This window comes from Xanthomonas sp. NCPPB 1325, assembly GCF_041477645.2.
GTDB classification, from domain to species: domain Bacteria; phylum Pseudomonadota; class Gammaproteobacteria; order Xanthomonadales; family Xanthomonadaceae; genus Xanthomonas; species Xanthomonas cannabis.
On record NZ_CM192985.1, the window covers coordinates 1,997,533 to 2,009,658 of the forward strand.

The following is a 12,126-nucleotide window of genomic DNA, read 5'->3' on the forward strand; positions in this document are numbered from 1 at the left end:
GATGTTCAGGTTAGTGACGGTGGCGGCCGTTGCATCCGGGCGAATCGATTGCCGTGTACGGGCTCGATCAGTGCATATCGACGGCTGCCGTCCGCCCGATCAGCAGCACCGGGCGATGCCGATCAGCGCTGCCGTCAGTGGCGCTTACTGAGCAGGCTTGAATTCGAACGGAACATCCAGGCTGCCGGCCACCGGCTGGCCATTGCGCTGTGCCGGGTGGAAGCGCCAGTGGCGGACCGCCTCCATCGCTGCGCGGTCCAGATCCCGCGAACCGCTGCGCTGCACCAGGGTGACGCCGCCGGGATTGCCGGCGGCATCCACGTCCACGCGCACCACCACATCGCCCGCATCGCCACGGCGCAACGCAGCGGAGGGATACCGCGGCGGCGGCATCTGGCCCTGGATCGGCACCGGGCGGTTGCCGCCGGCCACCGGGGCCGAGGCCGGCGCTGCGGTTCCTGGTGCACCGGGGACGGCTTCTTCCGGGAGTGGCGCGGGCGCGGGCGGAGCCGCCGGCGCGGTGTCGACCAACGTGGGCGCTTCTTCCTGCGGCTTGGCCTGTGGCATGTCGCTGGCGCTATCCTGGGCGGGCAGCGGCGCTGGCAGCGGTTGAACGGCGTCGTCCGCCGCCGGCGTGCCGGCGCTCGGTTGGGTGGGGGAGGCCTTGTAGAAATCGTCCTTGCGGCCGGTCGCCCACACCAACAGGAACAGCAGCAGGCCGGCAGCGAACGCGATACCGGCGATTTTCAGCGTGTGGCGGGGCAGGCGCAAAACGATCTGGCGGTCGGACGCAGGGCGGGGCGCGGGCATAGGGCTCACCTGAAGGATCGCCATAATTCTTGCATAGCCCCGGTGAATCGATCGCAGCAGGTGGCGGAACAGGCGATAATCTCGCGCTCCTCACCGACACACAGACTTCCGATGCTAGATCCGGCCCTGCTTCGCCAACATCCCGCCGACCTTGCCGAGCGCCTGCGCAGCACCCGCAGTTTCTCGCTGGACACCGCGGAACTGGAGTCGCTGGAAAGCGAGCGCAAGCGCATCCAGGTGCGTACGCAGGAGCTGCAGAGCCAGCGCAATGCCAAGTCGAAGGCAATCGGGCAGGCCAAGGCGAAAGGCGAGGATGTCGCCGCGCTGATGGCCGAGGTGGCCGGGTTCGGCGATGAGCTCAAGGCGTCGGAAGAGGCGCTGGATGCGATTCGCGCCAAGCTCGACACCATTGCGTTGGGGCTGCCCAATCTGCCGGCAAGCGACGTGCCGCTGGGCAAGGACGAAGGCGACAACGTCGAGCAGTCGCGCTGGGGCACGCCGCGGCAGTTCGACTTTGTGGTCAAGGACCATGTGGAACTTGGCGCGCCGCACGGCTGGCTGGACGGCGAGACGGCGGCCAAGTTGTCGGGCGCACGCTTCACCGTGCTGCGCGGGCCGATCGCGCGCCTGCACCGCGCACTGGCGCAGTTCATGCTGGACCTGCATGTGGGTGCGCACGGCTACGAAGAAACCAACGTGCCGCTGCTGGTCAATGCCGATTCGATGCGCGGCACCGGGCAGCTGCCGAAGTTCGAAGACGATTTGTTCCAGACTGAAGTGGGTGAGTCGCGCCGCTATCTGATCCCCACCTCGGAAGTGCCGCTGACCAATATCGTGCGCGACGAGATCATCGATGCCGAGCGCCTGCCGCTGCGCATGACGGCGCATTCGATGTGCTTCCGGGCCGAGGCCGGCAGCGGTGGTCGTGATACGCGCGGCATGATTCGCCAGCATCAGTTCGAGAAGGTAGAGCTGGTGACGGCCTGCGCGCCGGAGGACAGCGATGCCGAACACCAGCGCATGACGCGCTGCGCCGAGGTGGTGCTGGAACAACTCGATCTGCCCTATCGCAAGGTGCTGCTGTGCACCGGCGACATGGGCTTTTCGGCGATCAAGACCTACGACCTGGAGGTCTGGCTGCCGTCGCAGAACACCTATCGTGAAATCTCCTCGTGCTCCAACTGTGGCGATTTCCAGGCGCGGCGCATGCAGGCACGCTGGCGCAACCCGGCCAGCGGCAAACCGGAATTGCTGCATACGCTCAACGGCTCCGGTACTGCAGTGGGCCGCGCCATGATTGCGGTGATGGAGAACTACCAGAACGCCGACGGCTCGATCGATGTGCCGCAGGTGTTGCGCCCGTATATGGGTGGGATGGAAAAGATCGGTTGACGTCGGCGTGGCCGGTGCAGCCGGCGAGCGCTGTCCAGCGGTGGAGGGATGTCGAGTGATCTCGGCATACACGCGCGCAGTCTGGAGTGATCGTTGGATCGGCAGCACGTACGCATTTGCACGAGCAAGTGCAGTGTCTCTTGCAGGCTAACGGTGCACTTTCAGCACAAAAAAACGGGGCCAGCAGTGGCCCCGTTTCGCGTTGTACGCGGCTGGCTGGTCGTATGGCGCAGTGCCTGGCGCGAGTCACGGGATGACGCAGCACGCTCAGGATTGCAGCGCGTTGCGCCCACCCAGCACGTCGCTATCGCTCTTGTGGCGCAGGCGAGGGCACTGGCCTGCGTTTGGTGCCGCGCGCTTATGCCACTGCGTCTGCGGTTTGCTGCAGGCCGGTCAGCGCCTGCGCAATCGCGTCGCTGCGGTGCTGCGGCGAATAGGCCAGGCCTTCGGCGCGTACAAAGCTGACGTCGTCCACGCCCAGGAAGCCGAACAGCTGACGCAGGTAGGGCTCCTGGAAATCATTGCTCGGGTCGGGGTAGATGCCGCCGCGCGCGCTGGCGACGATGACGCGCTTGCCGCCGGCCAGGCCTTCCGGGCCGGATGCGGTGTAGCGGAAGGTACGCCCGGCAACCGCGATGCGGTCGATCCATGCCTTGAGCGTGGAAGGGATGCCGAAGTTGTACATCGGTGCGCCGATCACGATGACATCGGCCTCCAGGAACTGCTGCATCGCCTGCTCGGCCAAGGCCGCTTCGGCCGCGTCCGCCTGTGCCAACGACCTGCCGCTGAGGTGGGGGATTGGCTCCTGATCCAGATCGCGGTACGTCACCTGCAGCCCGGGGTGCAGCCGCTGCTGCTGCGCAACGGCGGCGGCACTGAGTTCCCGGCTGACGGAATTGGCGCCCAGGGCGCTGGAGTCGATGTGGAGCAGCTTCATGGCGAGACCTGTGGCAAGCGGCAGCGCCGCGGAGATGCGCAGACTAGGTCGTTGCCCTGTTGGGATAAAGGTGGTTAAATATCACTTATCGTTCTATCCATGGATACATGCGCCATGCACGACCTGAATGACCTGTACTACTTCGCGATGGTGGTGGACCACGGCGGCTTTGCCGCGGCCGAGCGTGCGCTTGGTATCCCCAAGTCGCGCCTGAGCCGGCGTATCAGCCAGCTTGAAACCGACCTGGGCGTGCGCCTGCTGCAGCGCTCCACACGCCGCTTTGCGGTTACCGACGTCGGCACCAGCGTTCACCGGCATGCCCAGACCATGCTGGCCGAGGCCCAGGCCGCGCGCGAGGTGGTGGATCGTCTCAGCGCCGAGCCGCGCGGTCTTGTCCGTGTGAGCGTTCCTGTCTCGCTCGCGCAGATCCAGTTGCCCAAGCTGTTGCCGGAATTTCTGGCCAAGTACCCCAAGGTGCGGTTGCAGCTCAACATCAGCAACCGCCGCGTCGATGTGATCAACGAGGGCTACGACATCGCCCTGCGTGTGCGTTCGCGCCTGGACGACGACGGCAGCCTGGTGATGCGCAGCTTCGGCCAGGTGCAGGAGCTGCTGGTGGCCAGCCCGAAGTACCTGGACCGCGCCGGCCGTCCCAAGGACCCGAGCGAGCTGGCCAACCACACCACCATGAGCACCAGCGAAGACGAGGCGCACCAGCGCTGGGAGCTGCATGGGCCCAACGGCGAGATGCGCCGCGTGGACCTGCAGCCGCGCCTGGCCGGCTTCGACTTCCCGCTGCTGCAATCGATGGCGCGCGACGGCTTCGGCATCACCATGCTGCCGGAGACCGTGTGCGCCGAAGCGGTGCGCAGCGGCGAACTGGAAGTGGTGCTGCCGCATTGGTCGCTGCCGCAGGGCATCTGCCATGCGGTGTTCGCCTCGCGCCGCGGCCTGCTGCCCGCGGTGCGCGTGTTCATCGACTTCCTGGCCGAGCACCTGCCGCAGGAAATCGAACGCTCGCGCCTGGATTGCGGCGGCAACTGCGCCGAGCTGGCGGAAAAGCTCAAGCGCGCCGCCGGCACCGCGCCGCGCTTGGTGGTGGCGGAAGCCGGCTGAGCGGTCGTGGCCAAATGCCGGCTGAGGGCTGCGTCTGGCCGCCGCGGCTGGCTGACAGGTTGGCTGGCAGCCAGCGAGCTGCTCGGCAGTCATTTCGCTGCAGACCTTCGGCAGGCCGCATCCATGCTTGGGTGCAGCCCGCCGACCACGACATGCAGCGGCCGGCCACGAGTAGCGCCGCACGACGCTGGGCCAGCCAGAAGCGCGTGCTGCCACCAAGCAAAACGCGTCAGGGCATGCGAGAATGCGCGCCCGGGAGCGTTCCGGGGATTGTGGATCCGCACAAGATGTCCCTGCGGCCACCGTCAGGCGCCACCCGCGCAGTGCGGGTCGCTAGCGTGACAGCCGATGCCTTCGGCGGTCATGCGCAGCAGCATCGGAGAGATGGCCGAGCGGTTTAAGGCACCGGTCTTGAAAACCGGCGAAGGGTCAAACCTTCCGTGGGTTCGAATCCCACTCTCTCCGCCACACGCTGCCACAAGTTGCTGAGGCGATGGACTTCTTTTGCAAGGTCCGCTGTCGTCCCATCTTCCATCCCATACGCAGCGCTATGGTTTCCGTGGCGGCTACTTCTCATCAGGCTGATCGCTCAGCAGCCCCGTCAACCGTTCACCGCAGGTGGTTATGTTGCCGCCACTCGCAGCGCTGGACTAACGCTTCCAGGGCGATTTGAAGCAAGCAGCGTTCTTCCGGAGTGCGAGGAATCGCAGGCGTGTGAATCAGGCGGGCCCGCATTGCGCACGGCAGTGGGGCCGCGCGGGCATCACCTGGCATGGTCGCTTGCGGTGATAGTGCTGTACTAGCACTCCTTCAATCCACTGCCGCGATGCATGACACCTCACCCTTGATCAACACCAACGCGCGTTCGCAGCAGACGGCGGGCGATGCGGGCAAAACAGTCTGGACGATCGGTCACTCCACCAGGACCTGGGAGGCGTTCGTTGCGCTGCTGAGCGCGCATGGGATTGAGGCACTGGTGGATGTGCGTCGTTTTCCGGGTTCGCGCCGCTACCCCTGGTTTGCCAGCGACACGATGGCGCAGGCACTGGATGCCGTATCGGTGCGCTATCTGTGGCTGCCCGAGCTGGGCGGCCGTCGCAAGGCGCAGGCGGGATCGCCGAATGGCGGGTGGCGCAACGCGGCGTTTCAGGGCTATGCCGACCACATGACCAGTGGCGAGTTCGCTGCCGGACTGGAGCAGGCGACGGCCATGGCACGGGAGCGGCGTACCGCGCTGATGTGTGCCGAAGCGCTATGGTGGCAGTGCCATCGCCGTTTGATTGCAGATCTGTTGCTGCACCGAGGGTGGCAGGTGCTGCATATCCTTGGCGAAACCACGGCGCAGCCGCACCAGCTGAATGCCGATGCGCGCCCGGTTGGGCGCGATCTGATCTATCCGCCGCGGCAGGTTGGTCTGTTTTCTGCCGAGTAGGCGCCTGCGGTAGGTCGACGCCGAGACGATGGCCGCAACCATTGCATGCGCGTTGAACGCGATCATACGGGCTCACAGCACCGTTGCATTGACCTTGAAGACTTCCACTGCGCGGGTGAGTTGCGTGGAGTGCTCCTCCAAAGCATGCGCGGCGGTGCTGGCGGCTTCCACGAGGCGCACGTTTTGCTGGGTGGTTTCGTCCATCTGGGCGATGGTGTAGTTGACCTGTTCGATGCCGCCGGCCTGTTCCTGCGAGGCGGCGGAAATATGTCCGATGATGTCGGTGACATGCTGGACGCTGGTGACGACTTCGCCCATGGTGGTGCCGGCCTGATGCACCAGGGTCGAGCCATCGGCCACGCGCTGTACGGAATCGTCGATCAGGCGTTTGATCTCCCTCGCTGCATCCGATGAGCGGTGCGAGAGCGTGCGCACTTCCGACGCGACCACCGCAAAACCGCGGCCTTGTTCGCCCGCGCGCGCGGCTTCGACAGCGGCGTTCAACGCCAGAATGTTGGTCTGGAAGGCAATGCCGTCGATGACGGAAATGATGTCGGCGATGCGTTTGGAGGAGGCTTCGATGCCGGACATCTGCTCGATGACCTGGCCGACCACATCGCGACCTTGCGAGGCGATGGTAGCCGCACCGAGCGCGAGCTGGTTGGCGCGGCCTGCATGCTCGGCGTTCTGCTTGACGGTGGAGGTCAGCTCTTCCATCGAGGCGGCGGTTTCTTCCAGGCTGGCCGCCTGCTGTTCGCTGCGACGGGTCAGTTCCTGGTTGCCACCGGTGATGTCTTCGGCGGCGAATCCGATGCTGTTGGACGTGGTCTGGATGCGCGTCACGATATCGGTGAGGTGGTGCACGGTGCTGTTGGCGTCGTCGCGCATGGACGCAAACACGCCGTGGAAGTTGCCGGACATGCGCACGGTCAGGTCGCCGTCGGCGATGGCGCGCAGCAGTTCGGAGAACTTGGCCAGGTTGGTGTCGGAGGTCGCCATCATGGTGTTGAGGTTCTCCACCATCAGGCGGAAATCGTGCTCGAACTTGTCCGGCTGGCCGCGAAGTGCGAAGTCGCCCGCGCAGGCAGCCTGGGTCAGGGCGTGGATCTGCGCGTTGATCGCGCGCAGGTTCTGCTTGACCTGCTGCATGGTGGCGGTGATGGCGGCCTTTTCGCCGGGATACTGTTCGATTTCCGGTGCCAGGTCGCCGACTGCATAGCGGCCCATGACCTCGGTCATGCGCAACTGCGTCTGCACATGTGCGTGCACCAATGCGTTGGTGTCCTGCACCATGTGGCCGTACTCGCCGGGGAAGCGCTGCGCATCGGTACGATAGCTGATCTCGCCGGCATCGTGGCGCGACGCCATGGTGCGTTGTGCGGAGATCACGTCCTGCAGGCGATGCTGCATAAGCTGCATGGCGCGCAGCAGTTGGCCGGATTCGTCGCTGCCGGTCGGGGCGTCCTGGCTGCGCAGGTCGCCTTCGTTGATCCGCTGGGCCAGCTGCAGCGACTGACGCAACGGCAGCACCACGCTGCGGGTGAGCAGGAAGGCGATGGTTGCGCCGAGCAGCAGCGCGACGACGGTGGAGATCACCATCAACATCGCAAAGCCACGCGCGGTGGCGACGGCCTGCTTGGCCGCTGCGCGGTTCTTGGCTTCCTGCAGGTCGATGAAGGCGTTGATGCTGGCGAGCCAGTCGATGAAGGCCGGGCGTGCTTGCTGCAGCAATTGTTGCTCGGCATGCAACCGGTCCGATGCATCGCGGAACGAGCGCACCTGCGTGATCAGCGGCATGGTGCGCTGCTCGATGGACTTGATCTGCTGAAGGATGGCTTTTTCTTTTGCGTCGGTCGAAGCCGCGATCATGTCGTCGAGCGGCTGCGCGGAACGCGCGTAGTCGGCGGCGAGCTTGTCGATCAATTGCTCGGCCGCGTGGCGGTCGGCCGGCGCGTCCATCAGGACAACATCGCGCAAGGCGATCGCGCGATCATGCACGCTGCCGCGAAAGTTGATGGCGTAACGCTGCTTGACGCTATTGACCTCGTTGATGGCGGTCAGTTGCTGGTCGATGCTTCGTACGCGCTGGATGCCAACCACGGTCAGGATCACCATCAGCACGATGATGGACAGAAAGCCGAGCGCCAGGCGCTGACCAATGCGCAGATTCGAAAGGAGATGCATAGGGTTCGATCGGTGATCCGACAGCGGGATGGCAGGGGTCCCCGCGGCAATGGCGAGGCGAAAGGCGCGATACGGCCGTGGGCAGCGCAAGGCCGCTGCGTTGGGTGTGTCTCGACCTATCCGTTAGCGGCCTCGGCCAGGAGAACTGAACTTTGCAGCCCGGGGGATTCAGGTACGGTTGCTGCGTCCGGGGCGGCGTCGAGCCGCCAGCCAGCTCGCCCGGGTGGCGTCGGCGATGCGTGGGCGCGCGAAGGCCGAGCCAAGCCCGGAGCGGAGCTGGCATGACCCACATCGTCCGGTGGAGACGTCATGCCCGCCTGTAAGGCCGTTCTGCCAAGGGGCCTGTCTCCACCCACTCCCGGCCGGAGTACGGTAGCCAGCGAACAATCACTGCCGAGCTGGCAGGTAATCGATTCAGTGGCGTGTCGCCCGTTCGCTGGACGGCGTCGGTCGCAGGCAAGATGATAGGCGCCCGGCGTGGGTGTCGCCTGTCACCCACGCGCCGATTCCTGAGTCTTTCCGATGGTCACAACGATGCTTCCATGGTCGACAGGTCACCTGGCCCCCCGTAGTGCTGCACTTGCGCGGTGCGCTGCGCGGTGCGGCGCGCCATGGTCGTGCGCTGCATGAGCGCGGCATTCCCGCATGGCGATAGCGCGATGGCGCAGGCGGTCCGTGCCCATGACTGGAGCGGCACGCCACTGGGGCCGCCCGCGCAGTGGCCGTTGCCGTTACGAAATGTCGTCGATCTGATGCTCGCCTCGCCCGAAAGCATGTATGTGGTCTGGGGGCAGGCGCTGACGTTCTTCTACAACGATGCCTATACGCCGATCCTGGGGCCGCGCCAGGCACAGGCATTGGGTGCGCCGCTGCGCGAGTTGTGGGCCGATGCCTGGGATGCCGTGCGTGCGCCGATCGAGGCGGCGTTTGCCGGGCGCGCGTCGCGCTTCGAAGAAGTGCCGATCGCGATGAACCGTTATGGCACGCCCGAAGACACCTGGTGGACGTTCTCGTTCTCGCCGATCTATCTCGACGATGGCAGCGTGGGTGGCGCGTTCTGCGTGACCAACGAGGTGACCGCACGCAAGGTGGCGCAGGCGCGGTTGGCCGACGAGCACGAACGCCTGATCCGCCTGTTCGAGCAGGCGCCGATGTTCATGGCGTTCTTGAGCGGGCCGCAGCATGTCGTCGAGTTCGTCAATCCGTGTTACTCGCGGCTGATCGGTCACCGCGACGTGATCGGCCGCCCGTTGGCCGAGGCGTTGCCGGACGTGGTGGCGCAAGGACACCTGGCGCGGCTGGATGAGGTGTTTCAGTCCGGACGTGCGTATTCGGCCACGGCGCTCGCCTACGACGTGCAGGCCGTGCCGGGCGGGCCGACCGAGCGCCGGTTGCTGGATCTGGTCTATCAACCGATCGCCGGTGCCGACGGCACGGTGTCGGGCATCTTTGTGCAGGGGCTGGACATTACCGACCGCATCAGCCTGGAACGCGCGGTGCGCGAGGCCGAAGTGCGCAACCGGCAGATCCTGGACAGCGTCATGGACTACGCGATCATCGCCACCGACATGCGCGGCCGGGTGACCTCGTGGAACGAGGGCGCACGCCGCATTCTGGGGTGGAGCGAGAGCGAGATGCTCGGGCAATCGCTGGAGCGCACGTTCACACCGGAAGACGTGGAAAAGCGGCAGATCCTCATCGAGGCTGCCGCCGCCCTGGAAAGCGGCAGCGGCATGGACGAACGCTGGCACGTGCGCAAGACCGGCGAGCTGTTCTGGGCCACTGGGTCGTTGATGGTGTTGCGCGAAGAAACCGGCACGGCGATCGGTTTCGTCAAGGTCCTGCGCGACCGCACTGCCGAGCGTCTGGCCAGCGAAGCCTTGATCAGGAGCGAGCGCCGCCTGGATGCGCTGGTGCGCGCCTCGTCGCAATCGATCTTCTCTGCGGCTGCCGACTGGAGCGCATTGCGCCAGCACGTGCGCGACGGGCTGCTCAACGACAGCTTGCCGGCGAACGCGCGCTGGCAACAGGACTGGGTGTACCCGGACGATCGCGCGCTGTTGTCGAGCGCCATCGGTGCGGCGATCGCTGGCAAATCCGGGCTGGAGCTGGAGCTACGGGTGCTCGATGCCAGCCAGCGCGTGCGCTGGACCCTGCTGCGCGCAGTGCCGCTGCTGGATGCGCACGGCGCGATCGAAGAATGGTTCGGCACTGCATCGGACGTCACCGATAGACGCCAGGCAGAAGAGCAATTGCGCCTGCTGACCGAAACCCTGGAAGAACGCGTGCGCGAGCGCAGCGCGGCGCTGCTGCTGGCCGAAGAAAAATTGCGCCAGAGCCAGAAGATGGAAGCCGTTGGGCAGCTGACGGGCGGCCTGGCGCATGATTTCAACAACCTGCTGACCGCCATCACGGTGGGGCTGGAGCTGCTGCAAGCGCGCGTGCAGCAGGGCAAATACGACCGGCTGGAACGCTACGTGGAGATGGCGCAGACCAGCGCCGCGCGCGCGGCGGCGTTGACGCAGCGTCTGCTGGCGTTTTCGCGTCGGCAGACCTTGGCGCCGAGCGCACTGGAAGTGGAGGCACTGGTGCATGGCATGCGCGAGATCATCGCGCGCACCCTGGGGCCGTCGATCAGTTTGCAGGTGATTCCGGCGGCCGATGCCTGGAAGGTGCTGGTGGATGCGCCGCAGCTGGAAAATGCCTTGCTCAACCTGTGTATCAATGCGCGCGATGCCATGCCCGATGGTGGCGAGCTCACCATCAGCCTGCATAACCGCTCGCTGGATCACGCTGCGGCCCAGCTGCTCGATTTGCCGCCCGGCGACTATGTGTGCCTGAGCGTGCAGGACACCGGCACCGGCATGAGCGAAGAGATCATGTCCAAGGTTTTCGAGCCATTTTTCACCACCAAGCCCATCGGTCAGGGCACCGGGTTGGGCTTGTCGATGATCTATGGGTTTACCCGCCAATCCGGCGGGCATGTGCGTATCGAATCGGACGTTGGAGTGGGCACCACCATGGCGCTGTATCTGCCGCGCTTCAGTGGCGAGCAGGTGCATGACGAAGGGCCGGCCACGCAGGATGATCCGCAGCGCGCAACGATGCACAGTTGCACGGTGTTGCTGGTCGAAGATGAAACCGCGATCCGTGTGCTGATTTCCGAAGTGCTCACGGACGCCGGGTATCGGGTCATCGAGACGGCCGAGGGAAGCGCGGCAGTGGAGCGCCTGCGGTCAGCGGAAACGATCGATGTGCTGGTAACCGATGTCGGTCTGACCGGCGGCTTGAACGGGCGTCAGGTGGCGGATGCGGGCCGGCAATATCGCCCGATGCTGCCGGTCTTGTTTGTCACCGGCTACGCGGCGACCGCGGCCGTGGGCGCAGGGCAGTTGGATGACGGCATGGAAGTTCTGACCAAGCCCTTCCTGGCGGCTGACCTGGAACGGCGCGTGGCGCAGTTGCTGGAGCGGCGCCCGTAGTGATTCAGGGCGGTGCGCGGTCACGCGTGGAGACACGGCGCGAGACGAGGCGCTTCAGGCGTTGTGCTCTCCACCGCGCAGCGGGAGCAAAGCCGCCGGCATCTACTGGGGTATGCTCAAGCGCAGCGGCTACACGTGGCACTCGGCGACGCGTTACAACGCTTTCTGGACGATACCCAACAGGTCGCGTAACGAAAATGGTTTTGGCAGCAGGCGCATGCCGGTGTCCAGAAAGTCCGCGCGCTTGGCAATCGCACCGGCATAGCCGGTCATGAAGACGATCGGGAGCGCGGGATACAGGCGCCGCGCATTGTCGGCAAGGTCGCGTCCGTTCATGCCGGGCAGGCAGATATCCGAGAGCAGCAAGTCGAACGGACACGCCGTGGTGAGTTGCTGCATCGCCTGCTCGGCGTCAGCGGACACAACAACCTGATAGCCCTCGTCACCCAGAATGTCTGCGGCCATCGCACGGATGGCATCGTCGTCTTCAACCAACAGAATGCGTGCATTGCCTGATGCGTCGTTCACTGCCGTCCTCGAGCGATCGCAACAGCGCGTTCGCTTCCATTGCCCACGCTATGCGCATGCGCGTGACGGATGTGTCGGAGTTGCCACAAAGCCGGCGGCGCAGGCAGGCAAGATCCAAGCAAGTTTTTGTGCGATTCATCGCCGGCGTAAAACGTTAGCGGTGTCACGGCAGAAGGGCGATAAAACACACAGCACGTCATGCCAAACAAGCTGATCAATTCAGTCCCTGACGCGGCTGTATCACC

The 12,126-nt window shown here is 65.3% G+C and carries 8 protein-coding genes and 1 tRNA gene; 5 read left to right on the forward strand and 4 right to left on the reverse strand.

The window, feature by feature from the left end; translation table 11 throughout:
* Positions 1–144: 144 nt before the first annotated feature.
* Complete coding sequence (locus tag ACCQ10_RS08420) at positions 145–810, reverse strand: energy transducer TonB (RefSeq protein ID WP_372362757.1); 666 nt, start codon at positions 808–810, stop codon at positions 145–147.
* A gap of 111 nt (positions 811–921) precedes the next feature.
* Here ACCQ10_RS08420 and serS point away from each other — a divergent pair, with 111 nt between their 5' ends.
* Positions 922–2,202 (forward strand): serine--tRNA ligase, encoded by a 1,281-nt coding sequence (gene serS / locus ACCQ10_RS08425; RefSeq protein WP_372362758.1) that lies wholly within the window; start codon positions 922–924, stop codon positions 2,200–2,202.
* A gap of 358 nt (positions 2,203–2,560) precedes the next feature.
* On the opposite strand, the gene ACCQ10_RS08430 is transcribed toward serS, so the two are convergent.
* Positions 2,561–3,139, reverse strand: coding sequence for an FMN-dependent NADH-azoreductase (locus ACCQ10_RS08430; protein WP_372362759.1), 579 nt, complete (start codon positions 3,137–3,139; stop codon positions 2,561–2,563).
* Between the two features lie 99 nt (positions 3,140–3,238).
* Here ACCQ10_RS08430 and ACCQ10_RS08435 point away from each other — a divergent pair, with 99 nt between their 5' ends.
* From ACCQ10_RS08435 to ACCQ10_RS08445, 3 genes are all read left to right on the forward strand, one after another.
* The gene (locus ACCQ10_RS08435) at positions 3,239–4,255 is read left to right on the forward strand and encodes a LysR family transcriptional regulator (protein ID WP_003485786.1); all 1,017 of its coding nucleotides are present in this window, start codon (positions 3,239–3,241) and stop codon (positions 4,253–4,255) included.
* 378 nt (positions 4,256–4,633) lie between these two features.
* Positions 4,634–4,723 (forward strand) — tRNA-Ser (locus ACCQ10_RS08440).
* A 358-nt stretch (positions 4,724–5,081) separates the two neighbouring features.
* Positions 5,082–5,687, forward strand: coding sequence for a DUF488 domain-containing protein (locus ACCQ10_RS08445; protein ID WP_372362760.1), 606 nt, complete (start codon positions 5,082–5,084; stop codon positions 5,685–5,687).
* Between the two features lie 72 nt (positions 5,688–5,759).
* Here ACCQ10_RS08445 and ACCQ10_RS08450 read toward each other — a convergent pair whose 3' ends face one another.
* The gene (locus tag ACCQ10_RS08450; protein ID WP_372362761.1) at positions 5,760–7,871 is read right to left on the reverse strand and encodes a methyl-accepting chemotaxis protein; all 2,112 of its coding nucleotides are present in this window, start codon (positions 7,869–7,871) and stop codon (positions 5,760–5,762) included.
* A 626-nt stretch (positions 7,872–8,497) separates the two neighbouring features.
* Here ACCQ10_RS08450 and ACCQ10_RS08455 point away from each other — a divergent pair.
* Positions 8,498–11,353 carry a hybrid sensor histidine kinase/response regulator gene (locus ACCQ10_RS08455; RefSeq protein ID WP_372362762.1) on the forward strand — a complete coding sequence of 952 codons (2,856 nt, stop codon included), beginning with the start codon at positions 8,498–8,500 and terminating at the stop codon, positions 11,351–11,353.
* A 153-nt stretch (positions 11,354–11,506) separates the two neighbouring features.
* Here ACCQ10_RS08455 and ACCQ10_RS08460 read toward each other — a convergent pair whose 3' ends face one another.
* On the reverse strand, positions 11,507–11,851 hold the full coding sequence (locus ACCQ10_RS08460; protein ID WP_039409498.1) for a response regulator: 345 nt from the start codon (positions 11,849–11,851) through the stop codon (positions 11,507–11,509).
* Between the last annotated feature and the right edge of the window lie 275 nt (positions 11,852–12,126).

Coding starts and splice junctions, on each gene's coding strand:
- ACCQ10_RS08420 (WP_372362757.1), bottom strand. CDS start 810: ATGCCCGCGCCCCGCCCTGCGTCCGACCGCCAGATCGTTTTGCGCCTG.
- serS (WP_372362758.1), top strand. CDS start 922: ATGCTAGATCCGGCCCTGCTTCGCCAACATCCCGCCGACCTTGCCGAG.
- ACCQ10_RS08430 (WP_372362759.1), bottom strand. CDS start 3,139: ATGAAGCTGCTCCACATCGACTCCAGCGCCCTGGGCGCCAATTCCGTC.
- ACCQ10_RS08435 (WP_003485786.1), top strand. CDS start 3,239: ATGGATACATGCGCCATGCACGACCTGAATGACCTGTACTACTTCGCG.
- ACCQ10_RS08445 (WP_372362760.1), top strand. CDS start 5,082: ATGCATGACACCTCACCCTTGATCAACACCAACGCGCGTTCGCAGCAG.
- ACCQ10_RS08450 (WP_372362761.1), bottom strand. CDS start 7,871: ATGCATCTCCTTTCGAATCTGCGCATTGGTCAGCGCCTGGCGCTCGGC.
- ACCQ10_RS08455 (WP_372362762.1), top strand. CDS start 8,498: ATGAGCGCGGCATTCCCGCATGGCGATAGCGCGATGGCGCAGGCGGTC.